The following is a 21,925-nucleotide window of genomic DNA, read 5'->3' on the forward strand; positions in this document are numbered from 1 at the left end:
GAAGCAAATGAGTGCTGACAGCAACGTTGCAGGTGTTGGCGTCAATGGCGCCAAGGAAAACCACCTGATAAACTTCATTAAGGACAACGCGACGCTGATTGCGTTGATCGTGCTGGTCGTCGGGCTCAGTTTTGCCGACGACGCGTTTTTCACCGCACGGAACCTTAGCAACCTGTCCCGTCAGGTCACCATCATCGGGATCATTGCCGTGGGTATGACCATGGTCATCCTGATTGCAGGTATTGATCTGTCGGTTGGCTCTGTCGTCGGGTTATCAGCCGTCGTCTGTACGCTCATGATGCAATGGGGCGTGCCGACAATATTGGCGGTACCTGCGACCCTTTTGATCGTGGGCGTCGGAATAGGTCTATGGAATGGGTTCTGGATAGCCAAGTTCAACATACCACCATTCATCATAACCCTTGGAATGCTGACCATTGCACGCGGTTTGGCACTGACCCTGACCAACGGCAGTTCTGTACCGGTAACGAGTAATGTGTTTCCGTTGATTGGTGGTGCTTATATCCCGCCGATGATGTCCAGTATCGTGCTGATCGTGTGTGCTGCGCTTGCGGTCTATTCGATCTTCCGGGACGTTCAACAAAGCAAAGCTCACGGCGTCGAAGTGAATATGCAAGAGTTGCTGGTCAACGGGGCCGTAATGATCGGCGGGTTTGCTTTGGCCTTCCACGTGTTCACCAGCTACAAAGGGATCCCCGTTCCTGTCGCGATCTTTGCAGTCATTGCGTTTGCCGGGATCTATACGCTGAACAGCACCCGCTTTGGTCGCCGCCTCTATGCGCTTGGCGGAAACGAGGATGCGGCCCGCCTGTCCGGCATCAACGTCGTCCGCACCAAGATGATTGTTTACACGGTCATTTCGGTCCTGTCGGCGCTGGCCGGTATCATTCTGGCCTCGCGTCTGAACGGTGCCTCGCCCAACCTTGGAACCATGTTCGAGCTTGATGCGATTGCGGCCGTTGTTATCGGCGGTACGAGCCTGGCGGGTGGTTCTGGCAAGGTGAGTGGAACCATCATCGGTGCCCTGTTGATCGGCGTCCTGAACAACGGCATGAGCTTGCTTGGTGTGGTCACGTTCTATCAGTTGATCATCAAGGGCCTGATCATCATCCTCGCCGTCTGGTTCGATGTGATGCAGAAGAAATAATGTTGCTGGCCTGCCCCCGGTCCCACGCACCGGGGGCAACGCCAAAATCCCCGAAAACTTGAATGACAGTTGGGAGGTAAGCGATGGTCCAGTCCATTTTAGCAACCTTATGCACAAACGGCCTCAGAGTTTTGGGTTTGGCCGGCCTTCTATCCGCATCGCTGCCAATGATCGCGGTAGCGCAGGACAACGCTACAATCGGGTTCCTGCTCAAGACCATGCAGGAAGCCAGATACCAGACTGACAAATCCCTATTCATTGCACGCGCGGAATCCCAAGGCGCAGATGTGATCTTTGATAGCAGCGGCAATGATCCATTGCGTCAGTTGCAGCAGGTTGAGGAAATGCTGGAATCTGGGGTGGACGTACTGGTCCTGCAACCCGTCAACACCGCAACCGCTGGTGCCCTTGTTGATTTGGCCCACGATCAAGGCGTCAAAGTCGTCGGGTACGACTCGATGCTGCAGGACGGGCCGCTTGACGTCATGGTTATGCAGGACAGTTGGGCTGTCGGGCAGCTTCAGGCCGAAGCGATGGTGGACTGGCTGAATGATACCCGCGGTGAGGTCAAAGGCCGGGTCGCCCTGATCCGCGGTCAGCCTGGTGATGCCAATGCCGAAGCGCTCAGTAGCGGTGTGCTTAAAGTGATTGCCGATCATCCTGGGCTCGAGCTTGTTGCGGATCGCAGCCATGTAGACTGGTCTCCCGATATGGCCAGAGACACTGCCGAGAACCTACTGGTCGAATATGACAACGACATCGATGCGTTCATCGCCAACAACAGCGGGCTTGCCTTTGGGGTTCTGGCAGCATTGTCCGACGAGGACCTGGCATCGGCGGATCAGGTCTTTGTTGCAGGGTCAGACGCTGATCTGCGGAATGTCCAGCTCGTCGCCAATGATGTACAGGCGCTGGAAATCTGGAAGCAAATCAAACCTCTGGCCTATGAGGCGGCGGATATCGCCGTGAAAATGGCGCAGTCTCCGGATGCGGAAGTTGGTGATTTGATCGGAGACCATACGCTGATTGACAATGGTTTCGCGGAAATCCCAACGGTTATCACCCCTGTTTTCGCAGTGTCAAAAGATACGATCGACAGCACGGTAATCGACGGCGGGTTCTATACCAGCGAACAGATCTATCAGAATTGAAGCTGTTATAGTCACGCACACGCCCGTCGGCAAAACAGCGAATACAAGCAAGGGACCGAAATGTCTGACAAGATCAATGTCGCAGTTGTTGGCCCGATCCCAAGGGACAATATCACCAGCTATCAAGGTGAAAAATTCCAGAAATTCGGCTGCGCGGTCTATACGGCGGTCTGCATGTCCTCGCTGGCCGGTCCGGGTTCGCGGATCCACGTCGTCAGCCATGTGCGCAGGTCGGACGTCGACAATGTTCGCAACTTGCTGTCTGAGTTTCCGTATCTGGATGTTAGCCATGTTACAGGCGACGCCGATCAGGGTGCGGTGATCGATCTGGTTTACGTCGATCAGAACCATCGCAACGAAAAGCAAACGGGTTTCATGAACCCGATCCTGCCCGACGACATCGAAGACCTGATGGATTGCGAGGCTTTCGTTTTCGTTCCGATCACGGATTTCGAGGTTCCGTTGGAAACGATCCGATACATCAAGGCCAACAGCGATGGTCTGGTTGTATTTGATGCGCATGGTCCCACCAGCGGGTGTTCAGCACATGGCGAACGGTATCATAAATTCTGGATCGACCGGGATCGCTGGCTTCCGCATATCGACCTTCTAAAGATGAATTTGGAAGAGGCTCAATGCAGTTGGTTCAAGGGAGAATACGGTTCTGACGAGTTGCAGGACATAAGCGAACTCACGATGGACCAGTTGCCCAAGTTCGCCCAACACTGCCTGGATCTGGGGGTCAAGGCGCTCTACGTCACGCTGGATCAACACGGCTGCGCCGTCTACCACAAGGATGAAACCGGCCGGATGCGGGAACATCTGGTCAAGCGCGTGCTTGTCGAGGATGTGGTCGACACCACCGGCTGCGGTGACAGCTTTGCTGGTGGCTTGGCTTTTGGCTACCTCAAGACTGGCGATTTCGTCAAAGCCTGCCAGTTCGGAAACTGTGCAGGAGCGCAGCGCTGCTCGAGCAGCGAGTTGGATGTCTACGGATCACTGGAAGAAACCGAACGTCAGATTGCTGAAACCTACGGCGACTGAATTATCCCAAATATCACCCGAATGGAGCCCTGACATGCAGACAATGCTGAGCAGTAGCGACTGGCTGATCGAAGAAACCCAATTCAATCTGGATGAAGCGAACTTCAAGGAGACCATTTTTACGGTCGGCAACGGCTATCAGGGCACACGTGGGTCGCTGGAAGAGGGTCACAAAGGAGAGCTGTCTGGCACCTATCTGGCTGGTGTTTACGATCACCATGACTCGACGGTGATCGATCAGGTCAATGTGCCGACCTGGCTGCCGCTTCGGGTTCGTGTCGAAGGTGAAATTCTGGATGTCCAAACGTGTAAAGTTGTCGAACATAGGCGGGTACTAGATCTGCAGACCGGATTTCTGCATCGGGATACCGTGTTTGAAGACAGCACAGGCCGTCGCACCCGCATCAACAGCATCCGGTTTGCCAGTTTTGCCGATCAGCATATCTGCGGCATCCGTTTGACGGTGACGCCGGAAAACCACTCGTCCAAGATAACTGTCGAAAGTGCACTGGATGCCCAACGGTACAATCTGGACCGCCTGCCAGCTTATCAGGGAAACCCTGAATTCCACCCCGAGGTTAAATGGGAAAAATGGGCCAAAAGCCGACACCTGAAGGTAACTCAGTCTCATGCAAACAGCGATGTATCCTATATCGAAGCTTTGACACTGGACACTGGCATTTCGATTGGAATGGCGTCTGTCTTGGATCGACCCTCAATCAGTGAGTTCAAAGGTGCAAGCCGCGACTATGAGCAGGTTTCACAAACCGTTTCGCTTGAGGCGCTCAATGGGCAAAGCCTGACCTTCGAAAAGCTGGTGTCGATTTATACGTCGCGAGATCTGAACGGCGAGGAATTGGCGGCCAAATGTGAAGCGTCTCTGGAGACAGCACAAGCCAAGGGGTTCTCAACTTGTCTAAGTGAAAGCGCTGCAGCATGGCGCGCAAAGTGGGACGCTTGTGATTGCGAGGTGATGGGTGATACAGAAGCGACACGCGCAATGCGTTTCAACATCTATCATCTGCTGATCGCTGCCAACAAAAACGACCCGCGCGCGAATATCGGCGCCAAATCCATGTCTGGGGAAGGGTACAAAGGTCACGTTTTCTGGGATACCGAAATTTTCCTGCTGCCATTCTACATTTTCACGCAGCCGGAGACGGCCAAAGCCCTTCTGAAATACCGTTACAACACGTTGAACGGCGCACTTGAGAACGCCCGAATGAATGGGCTTAAGGGCGCGCAGTACGCATGGGAATCTGCTGATACCGGAGTGGAGACAACGCCAAAATGGACAGCGGACGGTGCGAACCGTATCTGGACCGGAGAAGAGGAGATTCACGTCACCGCATGCGTGGCATATGGCATCATCAGTTATGTTGCGGCGACCGGAGACAGAGATTTCCTTCGCGATTTCGGTGCCGAGGTTTTGTATCAAACCAGTCGGTTCTGGATCAGTCGGCTGGAATGGAACAAAGACAAGGACCGGTACGAGCTGACAAACGTTATCGGGCCGGACGAGTTCCACGAACATGTCGACAACAACACGTTCACTAACCGAATGGCGAAATGGCATCTGGAGCAATCCGCACGTGTTTTTTCTGAACTCAGCGAAACCTCAACTCTGACCCATGATGACCTTCTGAACCAGTTGGGGCTGACAGCGAACGAAGTAGAGCAGTGGATTAAAGCCTCCAAAAAAATCTACGTTCCGTTTGACCCGTCTCGCAATCTAATTGAACAATTTGAAGGGTATTTTCAGCTTCAGGACATTCCCATCACGGAATGGGACAAAAACCGTATGCCAGTCTACCCCGAAGGGCATGACCACTTCTCACTGAACGGTTCAATGCTGCTCAAGCAACCTGACGTGATCATGTTGAACTATCTCTTGCCCGACGAGTTTTCGGACGAAATCAAAGCCGCAAACTATGCGTTTTATGAGAAACGTACGATGCACAAGTCTTCACTTAGCCCGGCCATTCATTCGATCATGGGGATTGAAGTCGGCGACATTTCCTCGGCGCATCACTATTTCGAACGGTCTGCCTTTGTTGATCTGGTCAACAATCAGGGTAACACGCAGGACGGGATGCATATCGCTTCGGCTGGCGGCACCTGGCAATCGCTTGTGTGTGGGTTTGGCGGGTTCAGGGTCAAGCACGGCAAGATGACGTTCAAACCCTGGCTGCCCGAGGCATGGTCCGGCATCCGGTTTAATCTGAAGTGGCAGGGGAATGACGTCGAAGTTCTAATTTCTCATGACGAGTGTCGGTTTAAGCTGATTGCTCCGTCCGGTACGAAAGAAGATATCGAGGTGATGGGCCATCCTGTTACTTTGATTGCCGGAGAGGAAGCGGTCTTCGCGCCGCAGCCTGCGTGACAATCAAGGTTATTCTCGCAGGAAGGGCCAAGGTGTGCCGAGGTGCTGTCGTCAGTCTGCAAGAGCCTCGGCAACGCGCGTGTGCAGTTGTTCCGCTGCCGCGTGATCGATGAGCAATTCGTTAACAAGCCCCCGGGTGATCAGTTCGAATACCGTATCACCTCGTTCCTTCTGAATCGCGACGACCACAACACCACTTTGGTCAGAATCGTCAAATGCCCGATCTGCTATGGCTTTGACATGCACTGTTTTGATCCCGGTCCACAGCCCGTTCAGTTCGTCAATCAGGTCCATCTTGGCCTGAGAAATTTCGGTTCTCGGGATCAAAATACCGCCAAGGTCCCCGACGACTAATTGCCGGAGATCGTCAGCTCTTAACCCGCCTGCCTGAACCAGCTCTTCAAAACTGCCCAGAACTGGAGTGCTTGAAGACCCGACGCTGGAAATCAACATATCCATTTTGCCAATCAACGCGTCTGGACCTGAAAACACGCGGTGAAATCCCGGGGTGTCAGAGATGTACTGCCAGATGGAACGGCGCATGGTCTCATCGTAGTGACGGGGTATGTATGCCGGGAAACCAGTGAGCTGAGGGCTATCCTCCGGCTGATCATTAAATAGCTCATCAAAAGTTCCGGCAAGCCGGCTGGCAGAGTATCCATGCTGAGCCAGCGACATCAATTCTGCGCAAACCGCTGCAAACTCTGTCTTTTGCGACTTATCTATGGGCCGCCTTGAGGCTGCAATCCCTTCTGCCAGGGACTTGATTGTTCGACCCCACGCAACGCCGATGACGTTCGATTTCTCAATCAGTTCTATCAATCGCCCGGATGCGGTTCGTCCAAACCTGGTACGGCGCTGTGACAGCGCAGCCTCGGTGTTCCCCGGGCCGCTTTCAAACACCCCAAGCCGAGGCGGTCTAAGCTTGTTCCTGTTGCAATATCGTTTCAGATCAGAATTCAACCCTGAAGGAGCCAGCAATTCGTCCATCTGGGCAATCCACTCGTCTGAGAATTGTTCTTTGACGAAGCGTTGTTCGATGACCAAGTAATTTTGGCGTTCAGCGTGTTTCAGTAACCGCGATACGTGCGGTTGAGATAGGCCACCAAGAATGGCCCCGATCTCTACCTGTGACATATTGTGCGTCGCGCGCATATAGGCCGCGCATTGGGCGCGTTCTTCGAAGGGCAGTTTCTTCACGTCGATCATTTGTTCAATATTGTCCGTTAGCAGGATCCTGACAGCGTGAATAATTATGCCAGATTAACATTCACATGCCAGCCGATTGAAGAAAATTCCCGACATGCTACGTGTTTCTGGCACAGGCTCGAACCAGGAGATTCAGCATGCCAATCAAAGGACTTATCTTTGACCTCGATGGTGTTTTGGTCGACACCGTGCCGGCGCATTTTGCGGCCTGGAAACGCATGTTCGAAGAACACGGGTATGAGTTTGGAAGGGCAGAATATCGACGTCTTGTCGACGGTCGCCCCCGTTTTGACGGGGCGCGTGCGGTCATGACCCGGCATTCGGAAACCGAGGTCAGAACCGCCGCAGACAAAAAAAATGTCTATTATGTTGAAATGATCGAGCGAGGCGAATTTCGTGTCTTCGATGCTGCTGTGCGCCTCGTAAGACAATGCCAGTCGGAGGGTTACGGGCTGGCGGCCGCTTCCAGCAGCGCTAATGTCCGAGCCGTTCTTGAAAAAGCTGGTTTGTTGGATGCCTTTCCGGTTGTTATCGGGGGCGATGATGTCGAAAAAGGGAAACCCAACCCTGATATATTCCTCACCGCCGCCAGCGGGCTGGGGCTGAAAGTGGATGAATGTGTCGTGATCGAGGATTCCTCCTCCGGGGTCGAAGCGGCAAAGAATGGTGGTTTCTACTGCGTTGGTCTTCTTCATGAAGATCACGAGAGTGAACTAACGGCGGCGGATTGCGTCGTTTCTTCGCTGGCCGAGATTGACATTGAGCAGATAGACGAAGCTAAGTCGTCATTGCCTGTCTAAGTACTTTTTTGCGAAACAAAACTGGATTTTTCGGGACAGATAACAGACTTCGCCTAAGGTTCAGTATCGTGTGCTCAACCTCTCGCAATTCCGTGTGCCCGAGTTGGACTATTGGCCGATTGGGTCAAGCTCCGATGCGGCGCTTGACCTTGCTGGGAAGGCACAGTTGGGACCGTTTGCGCGCGTGTGAAGCGGTCTTGTCAGAAGAATTTGGCTTGAGGCGGTCAGGGCGGTTGCGTAGCTTTTGCCCATGACCAAATCTGCCTCCTTTAAGTACTTTAAAACAAGTCCCGAGATCATCCGCCTTGCGGTGATGCTGTACATCCGTTTCCCGCTCTCGCTTCGGAATGTCGAAAATCTGCTGCACGAGCGAGGCATCGACGTAAGCCACGAAACCGTCCGATATTGGTGGAACAGGTTTGGCCCAATGTTTGCTGCTGAGATCAGACGGAAGCGCGTTCAGCAACTGCGGGCCTTCTCCAAATGGAAGTGGCACGTGGACGAGGTTTTTGTGAAGGTGAATGGCAAACGCCACTATCTATGGCGTGCGGTCGATCACGAAGGTGAAGTGCTGGAAGCGGTTGTTACCAAGCGCCGAAACAAACAGGCAGCACTGAAATTCCTCAAGAAGTTAATGAAGCGACACGGTTGCGCCGAAGAGATCGTCACAGATCGCTTCGCTTCCTACAAGGCTGCGCTCAGAGAAATGAGTGCGCTCGAAAAACAGCAGACGGGCAGGTGGCTCAACAACCGCGTTGAGAATTCGCATCTTCCGTTTCGACGACGCGAACGCGCGATGCAGCGTTTCAGGCGCATACGAAGTCTACAGAAATTCGCCGCCGTCCATTCCTCGGTATACAACCACTTCAACCAGGAAAGATCGCTAGCCAGCCGAGACACCTTCAAGCTGACACGCGCCGCCGCTCTTAGCGAGTGGCGTCAACTTTGTTCCGGATAGGTTCGCGGTTTCCGCGGTAACCTGAGACTGGTTCGAATTCGTCTGACAGCACCGCCACTCATACCTGTCGCATTTCGTGTTTGTTTTGTGATCCGGAATTGTGCCGCAATTTCCGCGAGTTGGCGCATGCGCTTTCAATCAGAGACGGAGAAGGCCGTACACTTAGAGAGTGTGTCGGGCCCCAGTCTCAGTGCCGATTTTTGACAGGACCTCTCTCGGAACCAAACTTATCCGAGCAGCGGATCTCGGACCTGGTTGCGTTTTTGCAGTGTCTTTCCAGCATCACGCTGCCTTCAGATGCTCCAACGCAGCCTGTGTGCCGCCAGTGTTATGAGGTACGCCGCTCTTGGCGAGACCCATTTCCACGCCTGAGAGGGTCGCCATCAACATCAGGTCGTTGAAATCGCCCAAGTGGCCTATGCGGAAAACCTTGTCGGCCAATTTGGACAGGCCATTTCCAAGTGAGATATCATAGTGCTCCAGCGCCGTTGCACGAAAGGCGTCGGCAGAGTGTCCTTTAGGCATTTTGACTGCGGTCAGGACGCCCGATTCCTGGCCTTGGCGAGCGCATAGTACCTCAAGTCCCCATGCTTGCACGGCAGCCCGGGTCGCGGCTCCGTGGCGGGTGTGCCGGGCGAATACATTGTCCAGCCCTTCCTCGTGCAACATGTCGATGGCCTCATTCAATCCGTAAAGAAGATTGGTGCCGGGGGTGTAAGGGAAAAACCCTTTCTGGTTTGGTCCGACCATATCCTGCCAATCCCAATAGCTTCGTGGCATCGTCACGGACTTTGAATGTTCCAATGCGCGATCGCTGACGGCGTTGAAGCTTAGACCGGGCGGCAGCATCAGTCCTTTTTGCGAACCGGAGACACAGACATCAACGCCCCAGTCATCGAACCGAAAATCGATCGAGGCCAGGCCCGAGATTGAGTCAACCATAAGAAGGGCAGGGTGTTTCGCCGCGTCGATAGCCCTGCGCACGTCTTCGACGGGCGAGACTGACCCTGTAGACGTTTCATTGTGGACGACGCAGACCGCCTTGATCTCGTGCTGATTGTCCGCGCGCAGGCGGTCTTCGATCTGATTGGGGTCCGCACCGCCACGCCAATCCCCTTCGATCAACTCGGGCTGCAACCCAATTTTTCTGGCCAGGTTGCACCACATGAACGCGAAATGTCCTGTTTCGAACATCAAAACTTTTTTGCCGGGCGATACTGTGTTCACAAGCGCGGCCTCCCACGCTCCGGTACCGGACGAGGGGTAGATAAAGACGTTCTGTTCTGTCTTGAAAATCGTTTTCATCCCATTGAGGGCCTTGTGCCCAACTTCTGCAAAATCAGGCCCGCGATGGTCGATGGTCTGCATGCTTATGGCCTTTAGAATACGCTCCGGCACGGCACTTGGCCCCGGGATTTGCAAAAAATGTCTGCCCGCCTGGCGCATCTGAACTGATCCTTCCGCTGGCGCCGAAAGAGTGGCGCGATTGGCTATTGGCAAAAGTTAATTATGAATTCATTATTCAGTCAACGGTGAAGTGATGCTTCCAATTGGGCTTAAAGGGAAGGCGAACCGGATGCTTAAGAATAGATCGCTGCACAGCCGACTGTCGTCTGATGTCCAGGGCGAGGTGATGGCTGATCCGGCATCGCGTGCACGGTATTCGACCGACGCTTCGATCTATCAGATGACGCCGCTGGCCGTGGTGGCGCCCCGATCCACAGAAGACATACAGGCCGTGATGTCTGTTGCGCGCGACGAGGGATGTTCCGTTCTTCCGCGCGGCGGCGGTACGTCGCAATGCGGGCAAACGGTCAATCAAGGTGTTGTGCTGGATAACACCAAGCACTTGAATCGCATTCTGGACGTGGACGTTCAGAACCGCATCGTCCGCGTTCAGCCCGGTGTTGTTCTGGATCAACTGAACCAGGCATTGAAGCCGCATGGTCTGTGGTTTCCCGTCGATCCCTCCACCGCGTCTCGCTGTACTTTAGGAGGGATGGCGGCCAACAATTCTTCGGGTGGAAAGTCTCTGCGCTACGGGATTATGCGGGATAACGTCCGGGCAATAAACGCAATCCTGATCGACGGCATGGAAGCCCGGTTCAGCGCCGATACGGCGGCATCTGGCGACTATGCGGAACTGGTTGGGGACATGCGCGCGCTGGGCCGTCGCGAGGCTGCTGAAATTGACGCCCGTTTTCCCAAAGTCCAGCGCCGCGTGGGCGGGTACAATATCGACGCGCTGGTAGGCAACGATGTCAACATGTCCCATTTGCTGGTGGGGTCCGAAGGCACGCTGGCCTATTTCACAGAACTGGAATTGAACTTGGCTCAATTGCCGGGCGAAAAAGTCACCGGCGTGTGCCACTTCCCGACATTCCGCGCTGCCATGGAAGCGACGCAGCACCTTGTGACGCTCAAACCGCAGGCGGTTGAGTTGATCGACGACACCATGATCGCATTGGGGCGCGAAATCCCCTTATTCCGCGACACCATTGAGGCGTTTGTTGAAGGCAATCCCGAAGCCCTGTTGCTGGTGGAGTTTGCTGAAGGCAGCACCGAGGCCAATGCCAAAAAACTGGTCGAGCTTTCGCAACTGATGGGAGATCTCGGGTTCGATTTCAACGGGGTGAAAAACCGGCGGGGCGGCGTTTTTTCGGTTACGGACACCTCTTTGCAGAACGCGATCGCCGAGTACCGGAAATCCGGGTTGAACGTCATGATGTCGATGAAAGAGGCTGGTAAGCCGATCTCATTCGTTGAAGATTGCGCCGTCCCGTTGCCTGATCTCGCCGATTATACCGCTGGCCTGACTGAGATTTTTGCCCGACACGGCACAAAGGGGACATGGTACGCGCACGCCTCTGTCGGGTGTTTACATGTTCGTCCTGTCCTGAACATGCGGCAGGACAAGGACGTCCGGACAATGAGAGCGATTGCCGAAGAGACCTTTGATCTGGTCAAGCGATACAAGGGATCTCATTCAGGCGAACACGGCGATGGGATCGTGCGATCAGAGTTTCATGGTAAGATGTTTGGCCCGCGTATCATTTCTGCGTTTGAAGAGGTGAAAGCCCGGTTTGATCCCAACGGGTTAATGAACCCCGGCAAGATCGTGCATCCGCCTGCCATGGATGATCGCCGCCTGTTCCGCTACAGCCCCGACTATTCCGTTCCGGAATTCGAGACGGCGCTGGACTGGTCGGCCTGGCCCGGTGCCGGAGGCGGATTTCAGGGCGCCGTCGAGATGTGCAACAACAACGGTGCGTGCCGCAAGCTCAAGGGCGGCGTCATGTGTCCGTCCTTCCGCGCGACCCGAAATGAACGCGATGCGACGCGTGGGCGGGCAAACACATTGCGGTTTGCCATCAGTGGGCAGTTGCCGGGCGGTTTAACTTCGGACGCAATGCAGGGCACGATGAAATTCTGCGTGTCTTGCAAAGCTTGTGCGCGTGAATGCCCAACTGGCGTCGACATGGCGCGCATGAAGATCGAAGTGCTTGCAGCCAAACGCAAAAAAGACGGGCTGTCATTGGCAGATAAATTGATAGCTTTTCTGCCGCGCTATGCACCAAAAGCTGCCAAAATCGCGTGGTTCATGAATGTCCGAAACAAAATCGGACCCATCCGAAAGCTATTGGAAAAACCGACTGGTGTTTCGTCGCGGCGTGACCTGCCGGTGTGGTCGTCTGACCCATTCCAGGATGCCGTGGCCCAGGACACCGATCCGCAGGTGCTTCTGTTTGCCGATGTGTTCAACCGGTATTTCGAGCCGGACAATCTGCGCGCCGCGGTCAAAGTTCTGCGTGCGCTCGGGCTTCGGGTTGCGGTTGCTCAAGATGGCCAAACCGGAAGGGCGCTGGATTGCGGGCGTACGTTGTTGGCTGTAGGTTGCGTGGACGAGGCGCGCCACGAGGCACAGCGCGTGATTGACGCGACACGAGATGCAGTTGCCAAGGGTATACCAGTGGTCGGGCTTGAACCGTCCTCAATCCTCACTTTCCGGGACGAGTATCTGGCTCTTTGCCCGGGACAGGAAACGGAGGCGCTGGCGAAGGCCACTCATACCTTTGAGGAATTTCTGGCCAAACAGCCGGACCTGCCCTTGAAACCGATAGATCGACCGATCTACGTGCATGGACATTGTCATCAGAAGGCACACGACGCCGTCACGCCTATGCTCAACCTTCTGAAGCGTATTCCCGAGGCGCGGGTGCACATGATTGAAAGCAGTTGTTGTGGTATGGCCGGGGCGTTTGGATATGCGCCCGACACAATCGAAGTTTCGATCAAGATGGCAGCGCTCGACCTGTTTCCCGCTTTGGAAGCAGCGCCTGCGGATGCAATTTTTGTGGCGGATGGAACATCATGCCGGCACCAAATCACCGAAGGCACCCGGCGGCAGCCCATGCACGTTGTGCGCTTGCTGGAACTGGTCCTTGATGTTTAGGAAGCGGACATGAACCTGACGGATAGTATCAAACGCACGACCCTGCACGAAGAGCTGGTCGAACGCTTGCGCAATCTTGTCGTCGAAGACGTGTTGAAACCGGGTGAAAAAGTGCCCGAGAAACAGCTTTGCGACTCCTTGGGTGTTTCACGGACACCGCTGCGAGAAGCCCTGAAGGTTCTAGCATCCGAAGGCTTTGTGGTGCTGCAGGCCAACCGTGGTGCGCGTGTCGCGCGTGTAACAAGAGAGGAATTGGAAAAAACGTTTCCGGTGCTCGCAGCGCTTGAGCAACTGGCGGGGGAACTGGCCTGTCAGCAGATGGGCGCAGCAGAAACTCAACGGATTGAGCGTTGCCATAAGGATATGCTGAAAGCTTACGAGGCGCGGGATCGGCAGGCGTATTTCAAAGCCAATCAGGACATCCATCAGGCGTTCATACGGGGCGCGCGAAACGACATTCTGGAAAACCATCACAAGCTGCTGGCCGCGCGTGTCCGCCGTGCGCGTTTCATGGCCAACTTGTCCGACGAGCGCTGGGCACAGGCCATTGACGAACATGAAGCCATGATGGGGTTGCTCCGAGCCCGCGATGCAGATGGGCTGGGCAAAACCATGAAGCTTCACATGATGAACAAACTTTCCGCTCTTGTGAAAGCGCTGGAGGCTGAGGACGAACCGCCTCGCTAAACTCTGGTCAATAGCGCCAGCTTCCCTCGGATATGCCGCTAGTCAGTGTTGAGATCAGGAAATGGGGGCGTCAGCCCGCAGTCCAGGGCAAGTTTGTTGAGGTCTCGACAAAGAGCGGGGTTCAGCCTCAGACCGTCTTTGCGGCGGGCCTCGGCGGCGGCGGTTTTTCCGTCTCCGGGCAGGCGCACCGGGTCATGGCCGGGCAGGGGGGCGGATGCGCGCATTTCGGAAAAGACGCGGGCTGCGTTGGAAGCAAAGTCTTTTTCCATCCCAAACGCTGCTGGATCAAGCGCCATGACGAATTGTCCCGTGTTTGTCGACGATGTCGTGTCCGAGGTGAAATTTACCACATCAGAGCCGAAAGCGGCGCCGTTCAAGACCCCGGCCATCAGCCCGATGGCCACGGAAAGACCGAAGCCTTTTGGACCGCCGATTGGTAAAAGAAAGCCTTCGGACTTGCGGGCCGGGTCCGTCAATGGATTCCCATCACGCCCAACCATCCAGCCCTCGGGCATAGGCCGGCCTTGCTGCAACAGGGTTTTGATTTTACCCATCGCGGCAACAGTCGTCGCCATATCAAACACATACGGGTCGGGGCCATCGGCGGGGGCAGAAAAAGCGATGGGATTTGTGCCCAGTAGCAAGTCGCTACCGCCATAGGGCGGAACGTGGTTCGCGCTGCCAACGGCTGCGGCCATGCCCAGCATTCCCTGTTCGGCTTGTGGGCGCACATACAGCGCCAAAGGTCCCGCATGGTTGCCGCGCCGTACACCGACCCAGCCGATACCGGCCTTTTTCGCCTTTTCTATCGCAAGGTCTCGCGCCGCCGACATAGCCAAATGCCCAAGGCCGTCATCGCCGTCAATCAACGCGGTCGCGACGGTCTCATGTACTATTGTGACATTTGGCGTAGGATTTGAGCCACCCCCTGCCAGCCGGGCAAGATACTGGCGCAGGCGAAAGACGCCGTGGGTGCCGTAGCCATATATGTCGGCCTCAACCATCGTCGATGCCACCTGATCCGCATCCGCTTTTGGCACACCTCGCGTTTCGAGCGCGCTTGCCACAAAATCACGCAAGGCTTGGCAGTCTATTTTCACAGGCTCAGAAGTCATCTCTGCCGACCTGTTCTTTGTGCCAGAACACCAGTTTGCGCTGTGTCCAAACCACAGTCGCAAAAACAGCCAGACCGACGAGGCTGAGATACAGGATCAACGAGAACACGCGCGGAGTATTGAGCTGCGAGGCTGCGACGCGGATCAACTCGCCAAATCCCTTTCCGCCGCCCAGGAATTCTCCGGTGATCGCACCCGCCATAACGCCGACCGCGCCGATTTTGAGGCCGGTGAATATCTGCGGCAGACCGGTTGGCAGTTTCATCTTGATCAATGTCTGCATCCGGCTCGCGCCCATCGTCTTGAACAACATACGCGCGTTTTCGTCGGCGGCGTGAAGTCCGGCTGCGGTCCCAACCACGATGGGGAACGTCGCGATAAAGGCCGCAAGCGCGACCTTGGATTCAATACCGAAACCCAGCCACGCCACGAACAGAGGGGCAAACGCGACTTTCGGCATCGTATCGATGGACACCAAATAGGGCATCACGGCCTTCTCGCCAAAGGCCGTTTCGCCAACCAGAACGCCCAGCGAGAACCCGATCGCGATCGCCAGCGCAAAACCATAGATGACCTCTTTTATGGTGATCCAAAGCGCTGCAAGCATGTAACCGCCGGTCAAAAGGTTCTGCCCCACGAAGATCATATCTTTGAGGGTTTCCAGCGGTGTCGGCAGAATGATCGGAGAGACCAGTCTAAGGCTGGTCACAATTTGCCAGGTGCCGACAAAGACTACGAAAACAAAGGTCATCGCCAGCCAGCGGGGAACCGAGTCGATGAAGTGAACTTTCTGCTCCCATACAGTGTCTTCTGCGGGGTCAGCGTCTTTCACGGAAGGTGAGTAATTCTGAACTTCGCTCACATGTCTTCTCCCTTATCCAGGAGGCTGCGAATGTAGTCTACGATAGCGCCAAATTTGGGTGTCGTCATCATATCGAGCGTTCGTGGACGCGGCAGATCAACCTTGACGATTTCGGCAATCCTGCCCGGGCGCGGCTTCAAAACGACGATTTCGTCAGACAAAATAACGGCTTCCTGAATGGAGTGTGTCACAAGAAACGCGGTCGCATCCTGTTCCCGGCAGATCCGCTGCAATTCCATATTCATCATGTCGCGCGACAATTCGTCGAGCGCGCTGAACGGTTCGTCCATCAAAAGCACGGCTGGTTCCGTGATCAGCATACGGCAGATCGAGGTGCGCTGTGCCATCCCGCCTGACAATTCGTTCGGATATACGTTTTCGAACCCTTGCAAACCCACGATGTCCAAAAGTTCGTGCGCCTTGGCCATGGCTTGCTTGGCCGCCGCCTTTCCATCGCGGATCTCAATCGGCAAGACGATGTTTTCCACCGCTGTTTTCCAGGGAAAAAGCGTCGCTTGCTGGAACATCATCCCAATGTCCCGGCGGGTCCCGGTGACAGGTTTCCCCTGCAGGATCACGCGCCCTTTGGTCGGCGGGATGAGACCCGCCATGATCTTGAGCAGAGTTGACTTGCCGCACCCGCTGGACCCGATGACAGATGTGAAGCTTCCCTTCCGAAGCGTCAGGTTAATATCCTCGAGAGCGACAACAAGATTGCGTGCATAGGTCTTGCTTACATGGGTCAACTCGTAGACCGGCGTGCCCAGGGGCGCGCCGGAAAACTCATGCGTGACTTCAGCGTTCATTTGCTGGCGGCCTCGTTGCCGATGGCGGCAAACTCATTGGTCCATGCGGCGCTGAGGTCATCCAGCGGCCCTGGGATTTCGCCCCCGGCAACAAGCGCATCCTGCCATTCCTGCCAGACTTCGGCGGGGTACCATCCCAGACCATTGCTTGGATCAGCCGCGATGGTTTTGGATCGCACTGCATCGAACAGCGCTGACTGAAACTCCTTGTCCTCGCCTTCCTGCGGATTGCCGTCCGCCAGATGTTTCAACACGGCCTCGCGGTTGGCGTCATCAAGCGCAAATGCATGGCCACGTGCGAATGCGCGGCTCCAGGCTTCGACCAATTCGCGGTCATTGGCGATTGTGTCGGCCATTGTGGCAATGCCGTTCCCGAAGAAACGCCCGAATTCCGCAGGCGTGATGTCACGCACCGCCATGCCGCGCTGGTTCAGAATTGCCGTGTCAGCCGTCGAAGCAGAATACGCGTCGATTTCACCGTTCAGGAAGGCGGCAGTTGCCGGGCCACCATCGCCGACGGTCAGGAAGGTGAAATCTTCACCCTCTTTCATGCCTGCTCCGGTCATCACATTGCGCGCAAAGCCCACTTCTGCGCCATCGGCGGTGCCGGTTCCGATGACCTTGCCGCGCAGTTCTTCAATGTTTTGGATGTCAGAATCTTCCGGCACCGCGATGCCGAAGTTGCTGCGCGCCGCGACGTTGTAGATATGCACGGCGTCCACATCCCGCGACCGTGCGGCAATCAGGGGGCCAGGCCCGGGGCGACCGAAATGCGCTTGCCCGGCAGACAAAGCCTGAAGCACGGCGCCTGAGCCGTTGATCGCTTCGACGGTCACGTTCAGGCCTTCATCTGCGAAGTATCCTTCGCCTATGGCGACAAAGACAGGAAATGAGTTGATTGCCGAAGGGCTTGGCTGAACGAAAGTAATATCGCGCAGGTCTTGTGCAAAACCTATTGTTCCTAAAGCTCCCGCAACCGGAACTGCCGAAAGCAAGGACGCTGTGAAAGTCCTTCTGTTCATCATTGTAGTCTTCCTCCCTTGCATGGTTGGCGTCCCGCAAATTCAGCGATGCAGGAGCCACTTACACGGCGCGCACGGTATTCCTGAGCGTGCCGATTTCTGAAATTTCACAAACCACCGTGTCCCCGTCTTTCAGAAACTGCGGTGGGTCCATTGCGTATCCGACGCCTGATGGCGTGCCGGTCGCGATGACGTCGCCCGGTTCCAGGGTCATGCCCTCTGACAGGGATGCGATCAGCGTTGGAATGTCGAAAATCATGTCCGACGTGGTTCCGTTTTGGCGCTGTTCGCCGTTGATCGTTAATCCGATTGACAACGCATGCGGATCGCCGATTTCGTCGGCGGTCACAATGCACGGGCCCAATGGGCAAGACCCATCCAAACCCTTGCCCTTGAAGTACTGGCCACCATGCCGGCGTTGGATGTCGCGGGCGGTGATGTCGTTGAGGATCGTATAGCCGAATACATGGTCGAATGCGTCGGCCCTGGCGATATTCCGCCCCGGTTTTCCAATCACGATTGCCAGTTCAACCTCATAGTCGATGGCTTGTGAGACCGTGGGGAATATCAGAATGTCTGCCTCTGGCGCAACGATCGAGGTCGGCGGTTTTGTGAAGAAAACCGGGTGGTCCGTTACACCAATTTTCTGTTTTTGCGCCCGTTCGCCCTCGGCGATGTGTTCCGCATAATTGCGCCCCACACAGAATACGTTCTTACGCGGGGCGGGGATTGGCGCCAGAAACGGCGCATCATCCGGGACCAATGCGTCCTTCAGATCACCTGCTTCGGCCGATGAAATGAGGGTGTTCAATACTCCAAGGGTCGCCTGACCACCTGCGATTAGATGCTGCATTGAACTGGCGTTCAGCGTCTCGCCACGCATATTCGCTGCGCGCAAAACGTCCAACTTGCTGCCATCGTTTAGTATTGCCACGCAAACGGCGTGGCCTTCTACGGAAACAGTTGCTAACCGCACTCGGCACTCCTCCCTCGTGCTGATGTCAAGCTGTGGTCGCGGATCCCGTCCGGCGACTCGATTTTTTGCTTTCCTCTTGCCCTTGAGTTTTTTCCGACTTGGCGTTTCAATCAATCAACCAATCACCAAATTGGGTGGAGGCATGAACGCACCAACCGAACTCGCGCAACGCGTACGCGACCTGATTAACAATGCCGGATACAGGCATAACGACAGGCTTCCGCCGGAACGTGACCTGTGTTCAAAACTTGGGACAACCCGCAATCAGTTGCGCAGAGCCTTGGCAGAACTCGAGGCACAAGGGCTGATCTGGCGTCACGTGGGGCGGGGAACTTTTGTCGGTTCCAGACCGGTTCTGAACCTCACTGACGTTACCTATTTGGGCAATCAGATTAAACCTGAACAGGTTGTATCTGTGCGATTCACGATCGAGCCGCAACTGAGCCGCCTGGCGGCGCTTCATTCCACCCGCTCTGATCGCGAGCAAATGAGGCTTTGCGCCGACAAATGCCGCACGGCAGAGGATTGGCGCACTTACGAAGCCTGGGATAACAATTTGCACCACGCTATAGCCCGCTCTACGCGTAACCAGCTGTTTCTTTACTTCTTTGAGACTTTGAATTCGGTCCGAAGGTCTATTGTTTGGGGGCAGCCGCGCGAGACTTTGAAGCCAGTGGAAGATTATTCCAGTTTTAGCGAACATGATGTGATCGTGTCTGCCATAGCAAAGGGCGACGGTGATCTTGCGGCCAGTGCCATGGTAGATCACTTGAAATCGGTTTATTCGCGTGTGCTGCCGCAGAGCATCCAGTCCGACGGCTGACGCAGCGCCACGGCCCAACCAATTTGGGAAATGGTCGGGACAGATTGAAGCTGTGGCTCTTGCAAAACAGCTTAGATTTTGGCGAAGACTTGGAAAGCGGCCACGTCCGTTTGAATGTGATGTGGCATCGATCGGAAGGTGTCTGTCCGTTTGGAAATCCGATCTTTGGCTGTCAAACGCTCAGGAGGAAAGCGATGTCCGACCATGTCATTCCCGCGCCGCAGGTGCATGTGATACCCGTAGCGGGGGGCGGCACGTTTCCGGTGCGTCGCGTTTACTGCATCGGGCGAAACTACGCGGCGCATGCGATTGAAATGGGCCACGACCCGAACCGGGAACCTCCGTTTTTCTTTCAGAAGAACCCGAACAACTTGGATCCGTCGGGCGAGTTTCCGTACCCGCCGCACAGTTCCGACGTGCACCACGAAGCTGAAATGTATGTGGCACTCAAGTCTGGCGGTACGAATATCCCGGTCGCCGATGCATTGGATCATGTCTTTGGCTACGGTCTTTCGCTGGATATGACCCGCCGCGACCTGCAGGGTCAAATGAAGAAAATGGGCCGCCCTTGGGAGATTGGAAAGGCGTTTGAACGCTCAGCCCCGTGCGGACCGGTTCACAAGGTGTCAGAGGTTGGACATCTGGACAGAGGTCCGATTACACTGACGGTGAATGGTGAAATTCGGCAGGAGGGGGACCTGAACCAGATGATCTGGAAGGTCCCCGAGATGATCTCATACCTGAGCGAGTATTTCGAACTTGCCGCCGGTGACGTCATCCTTTCAGGAACGCCGTCTGGTGTTGGTCCCGTCAACCGTGGCGATGTCATGGTCCTGGCGGTCGACAAGCTGGGCAGCCTGAATGTCCGCGTAACTTAGCGACCGCCATACCAGCAAAAGTAACCGATGCTTGTGTAAACGGATGACGAATGCCCCACGTAGTCGCTGAATTGATCGCACACCACGCCGACACTACAAAGGCCATCGGCGCCCCCGGCCGACCCTGGTTGAGCTACCTCGGATTGCGCGAGCATTGTGCAAAGATCAAAATGGAATTGCATCAAATCGGGGTAGGCCGCGGCGACCGGGTGGCAATTGTGTTGCCCAACGGCCCAGAGATGGCGACGGCGTTCATATCCGTCGCCCAGGTGGCGACGACAGCACCTTTGAACCCGGCGTATACCCACGAAGAATACCTATTTTACCTCAAGGACTTGCAGGCCAAGGCTCTTCTTGTGTCCGAAAACGAAAATGGACCCGCCGTAAAGGCGGCAGGGGACCTTGGCATCGCTGTCCTGAGGGCGTCCTATGATAACTCACAACCAGCGGGGCAGTTTTCCTTTTTGTCCTGTGACCCGATTGGCGAGGCTGAAACATCCGCACCGGGTGAAGATGATGTTGCCCTGATCCTGCACACGTCAGGAACAACGTCGCGGCCCAAGATCGTTCCGCTGACGCAGGCCAATATCTACGCATCCGCGCGAAATGTGGCTTCGTCGTTGAATCTGACTATCGATGATCGGTGTCTAAGCATCATGCCGCTGTTTCATATCCACGGGCTGATCGCGGCAGTAGCTGCGTCTTTAGGCGCTGGATCTCAAATCAGCTGCGCCCCTGGGTTCAACGCTCTTGGCTTTTTTTCACAGGTCGCTGAGGTTGATCCGACCTGGTACACGGCTGTTCCGACAATGCATCAGGCTATTCTTGCCCGAGCGGTGCGAAACCAATCGATCATTGAGCAGTCGCGATTGCGCTTCCTTCGGTCTTCCTCCGCCTCGTTGCCTGCGCCGGTCATGGAAGCGTTGGTGGCCACATTTGATGCACCCGTCATCGAAGCCTACGGAATGACTGAGGCCGCGCATCAAATGTGCTGCAATCCGCTTCCGCCGCAAAAGCAAAAGCCCGGATCGGTTGGAATAGCCGCAGGCCCTGAAGTCAGAATTGCAGACGAGGCAGAAAACGTATTGATCGATTCCCGGGACGTCGGAGAAATCGTTATCAGCGGTCCGAACGTGACACCGGGATACGAGAGCAACCCGCAGGCGAACGCCGACAATTTCTTTGAAGCCGATGGAAAGCGATGGTTTCGCACCGGTGACCAAGGGTCGTTCGACGAAGAGAATTACCTGCGACTGACCGGACGCCTTAAAGAGCTTATCAATCGCGGTGGAGAAAAAATCAGCCCGCTTGAAGTCGATGCCGTGCTTCTGAGTCACCCGGACGTTGCTCAGGCAGTGTGTTTTGCCGTTCCCCACGAAAAACTGGGCGAAGACATCGCGGCGGCGGTGGTTCTGTCAGAAGGCGCGGTGATTGCGGGTCCGGAGGTCCGGGAATTCGTTGGCGCGCGGCTTGCTAAGTTCAAGGTGCCGACTTCGGTGGTCATTCTCGAAGAGATTCCAAAAGGCGCGACTGGTAAGATTCAAAGGATCGGGCTCGCCGCTAAATTGGGACTGGCAAAGGCTTAGACAC

At 55.5% G+C, this 21,925-nt stretch carries 18 protein-coding genes; 11 read left to right on the forward strand and 7 right to left on the reverse strand.

Going from position 1 to position 21,925, the window contains the following annotated elements:
• Nucleotides 1-7: 7 nt before the first annotated feature.
• The 4 genes from ACR0EZ_RS00110 (at nt 8) to ACR0EZ_RS00125 (ending at nt 5,746) form a co-directional block, all read left to right on the forward strand.
• Nucleotides 8-1,168 (forward strand): sugar ABC transporter permease, encoded by a 1,161-nt coding sequence (locus ACR0EZ_RS00110; protein ID WP_217354249.1) that lies wholly within the window; start codon nt 8-10, stop codon nt 1,166-1,168.
• Nucleotides 1,169-1,335: 167 nt separating this feature from the next.
• Entirely contained in the window at nt 1,336-2,319 is a 984-nt protein-coding gene (locus ACR0EZ_RS00115) for a substrate-binding domain-containing protein (protein WP_480609425.1), read from the forward strand.
• Nucleotides 2,320-2,379: 60 nt separating this feature from the next.
• Nucleotides 2,380-3,363, forward strand: coding sequence for a carbohydrate kinase family protein (locus tag ACR0EZ_RS00120; RefSeq protein ID WP_480609427.1), 984 nt, complete (start codon nt 2,380-2,382; stop codon nt 3,361-3,363).
• The gene (locus ACR0EZ_RS00125) at nt 3,269-5,746 is read left to right on the forward strand and encodes a glycoside hydrolase family 65 protein (RefSeq protein WP_480609429.1); all 2,478 of its coding nucleotides are present in this window, start codon (nt 3,269-3,271) and stop codon (nt 5,744-5,746) included. Before ACR0EZ_RS00120 ends, ACR0EZ_RS00125 begins: the two co-directional genes overlap by 95 nt.
• Before the next feature lie 51 nt (nt 5,747-5,797).
• Here ACR0EZ_RS00125 and ACR0EZ_RS00130 read toward each other — a convergent pair whose 3' ends face one another.
• Nucleotides 5,798-6,955, reverse strand: coding sequence for a sugar-binding transcriptional regulator (locus ACR0EZ_RS00130; protein ID WP_480609432.1), 1,158 nt, complete (start codon nt 6,953-6,955; stop codon nt 5,798-5,800).
• A gap of 137 nt (nt 6,956-7,092) precedes the next feature.
• Here ACR0EZ_RS00130 and ACR0EZ_RS00135 point away from each other — a divergent pair, with 137 nt between their 5' ends.
• Complete coding sequence (locus ACR0EZ_RS00135) at nt 7,093-7,755, forward strand: HAD family hydrolase (protein ID WP_480609434.1); 663 nt, start codon at nt 7,093-7,095, stop codon at nt 7,753-7,755.
• Between the two features lie 250 nt (nt 7,756-8,005).
• Nucleotides 8,006-8,713 (forward strand): IS6 family transposase, encoded by a 708-nt coding sequence (locus ACR0EZ_RS00140; RefSeq protein ID WP_480609437.1) that lies wholly within the window; start codon nt 8,006-8,008, stop codon nt 8,711-8,713.
• Nucleotides 8,714-8,995: 282 nt separating this feature from the next.
• On the opposite strand, the gene ACR0EZ_RS00145 is transcribed toward ACR0EZ_RS00140, so the two are convergent.
• Nucleotides 8,996-10,159 carry a pyridoxal-phosphate-dependent aminotransferase family protein gene (locus ACR0EZ_RS00145; RefSeq protein ID WP_480609440.1) on the reverse strand — a complete coding sequence of 388 codons (1,164 nt, stop codon included), beginning with the start codon at nt 10,157-10,159 and terminating at the stop codon, nt 8,996-8,998.
• Nucleotides 10,160-10,289: 130 nt separating this feature from the next.
• On the opposite strand from ACR0EZ_RS00145, the gene ACR0EZ_RS00150 reads away from it, so the two are divergent.
• The gene (locus ACR0EZ_RS00150; RefSeq protein WP_480609442.1) at nt 10,290-13,166 is read left to right on the forward strand and encodes an FAD-binding and (Fe-S)-binding domain-containing protein; all 2,877 of its coding nucleotides are present in this window, start codon (nt 10,290-10,292) and stop codon (nt 13,164-13,166) included.
• A 9-nt stretch (nt 13,167-13,175) separates the two neighbouring features.
• Nucleotides 13,176-13,853, forward strand: coding sequence for a GntR family transcriptional regulator (locus ACR0EZ_RS00155; protein WP_480609444.1), 678 nt, complete (start codon nt 13,176-13,178; stop codon nt 13,851-13,853).
• Nucleotides 13,854-13,891: 38 nt separating this feature from the next.
• On the opposite strand, the gene ACR0EZ_RS00160 is transcribed toward ACR0EZ_RS00155, so the two are convergent.
• From ACR0EZ_RS00160 to ACR0EZ_RS00180, 5 genes are all read right to left on the reverse strand, one after another.
• Nucleotides 13,892-14,968, reverse strand: a complete 1,077-nt coding sequence (locus tag ACR0EZ_RS00160; protein ID WP_480609447.1) for an Ldh family oxidoreductase — start codon at nt 14,966-14,968, stop codon at nt 13,892-13,894.
• A complete protein-coding gene (locus tag ACR0EZ_RS00165) occupies nt 14,958-15,800 on the reverse strand; it encodes an ABC transporter permease (RefSeq protein ID WP_480611106.1) in 843 nt (280 codons plus the stop codon). Before ACR0EZ_RS00165 ends, ACR0EZ_RS00160 begins: the two co-directional genes overlap by 11 nt.
• 26 nt (nt 15,801-15,826) lie before the next feature.
• Nucleotides 15,827-16,636: an ABC transporter ATP-binding protein gene (locus ACR0EZ_RS00170; RefSeq protein ID WP_480609450.1), complete on the reverse strand. Its 810-nt coding sequence runs from the start codon at nt 16,634-16,636 to the stop codon at nt 15,827-15,829.
• Entirely contained in the window at nt 16,633-17,658 is a 1,026-nt protein-coding gene (locus tag ACR0EZ_RS00175; RefSeq protein ID WP_480609453.1) for an ABC transporter substrate-binding protein, read from the reverse strand. Before ACR0EZ_RS00175 ends, ACR0EZ_RS00170 begins: the two co-directional genes overlap by 4 nt.
• Before the next feature lie 61 nt (nt 17,659-17,719).
• On the reverse strand, nt 17,720-18,748 hold the full coding sequence (locus tag ACR0EZ_RS00180; protein ID WP_480609455.1) for a fumarylacetoacetate hydrolase family protein: 1,029 nt from the start codon (nt 18,746-18,748) through the stop codon (nt 17,720-17,722).
• A gap of 28 nt (nt 18,749-18,776) precedes the next feature.
• Here ACR0EZ_RS00180 and ACR0EZ_RS00185 point away from each other — a divergent pair, with 28 nt between their 5' ends.
• From ACR0EZ_RS00185 to ACR0EZ_RS00195, 3 genes are all read left to right on the forward strand, one after another.
• A complete protein-coding gene (locus ACR0EZ_RS00185) occupies nt 18,777-19,457 on the forward strand; it encodes a FadR/GntR family transcriptional regulator (RefSeq protein WP_480609458.1) in 681 nt (226 codons plus the stop codon).
• Between the two features lie 194 nt (nt 19,458-19,651).
• Entirely contained in the window at nt 19,652-20,335 is a 684-nt protein-coding gene (locus tag ACR0EZ_RS00190) for a fumarylacetoacetate hydrolase family protein (protein ID WP_480609460.1), read from the forward strand.
• A 50-nt stretch (nt 20,336-20,385) separates the two neighbouring features.
• Nucleotides 20,386-21,921: an acyl--CoA ligase gene (locus tag ACR0EZ_RS00195; RefSeq protein WP_480609463.1), complete on the forward strand. Its 1,536-nt coding sequence runs from the start codon at nt 20,386-20,388 to the stop codon at nt 21,919-21,921.
• Nucleotides 21,922-21,925: the final 4 nt, after the last annotated feature.

The organism is Ruegeria sp. AK4 (assembly GCF_056541025.1).

Bases quoted from the DNA above. Each gene is read 5' to 3' on its own strand.
- ACR0EZ_RS00145 (WP_480609440.1), bottom strand. From the start codon at position 10,159: ATGCGCCAGGCGGGCAGACATTTTTTGCAAATCCCGGGGCCAAGTGCC.
- ACR0EZ_RS00150 (WP_480609442.1), top strand. From the start codon at position 10,290: ATGCTTAAGAATAGATCGCTGCACAGCCGACTGTCGTCTGATGTCCAG.
- ACR0EZ_RS00140 (WP_480609437.1), top strand. From the start codon at position 8,006: ATGACCAAATCTGCCTCCTTTAAGTACTTTAAAACAAGTCCCGAGATC.
- ACR0EZ_RS00155 (WP_480609444.1), top strand. From the start codon at position 13,176: ATGAACCTGACGGATAGTATCAAACGCACGACCCTGCACGAAGAGCTG.
- ACR0EZ_RS00185 (WP_480609458.1), top strand. From the start codon at position 18,777: ATGAACGCACCAACCGAACTCGCGCAACGCGTACGCGACCTGATTAAC.
- ACR0EZ_RS00110 (WP_217354249.1), top strand. From the start codon at position 8: ATGAGTGCTGACAGCAACGTTGCAGGTGTTGGCGTCAATGGCGCCAAG.
- ACR0EZ_RS00175 (WP_480609453.1), bottom strand. From the start codon at position 17,658: ATGAACAGAAGGACTTTCACAGCGTCCTTGCTTTCGGCAGTTCCGGTT.
- ACR0EZ_RS00115 (WP_480609425.1), top strand. From the start codon at position 1,336: ATGATCGCGGTAGCGCAGGACAACGCTACAATCGGGTTCCTGCTCAAG.
- ACR0EZ_RS00135 (WP_480609434.1), top strand. From the start codon at position 7,093: ATGCCAATCAAAGGACTTATCTTTGACCTCGATGGTGTTTTGGTCGAC.
- ACR0EZ_RS00190 (WP_480609460.1), top strand. From the start codon at position 19,652: ATGTCCGACCATGTCATTCCCGCGCCGCAGGTGCATGTGATACCCGTA.
- ACR0EZ_RS00170 (WP_480609450.1), bottom strand. From the start codon at position 16,636: ATGAACGCTGAAGTCACGCATGAGTTTTCCGGCGCGCCCCTGGGCACG.
- ACR0EZ_RS00120 (WP_480609427.1), top strand. From the start codon at position 2,380: ATGTCTGACAAGATCAATGTCGCAGTTGTTGGCCCGATCCCAAGGGAC.
- ACR0EZ_RS00195 (WP_480609463.1), top strand. From the start codon at position 20,386: ATGCCCCACGTAGTCGCTGAATTGATCGCACACCACGCCGACACTACA.
- ACR0EZ_RS00130 (WP_480609432.1), bottom strand. From the start codon at position 6,955: ATGATCGACGTGAAGAAACTGCCCTTCGAAGAACGCGCCCAATGCGCG.
- ACR0EZ_RS00160 (WP_480609447.1), bottom strand. From the start codon at position 14,968: ATGACTTCTGAGCCTGTGAAAATAGACTGCCAAGCCTTGCGTGATTTT.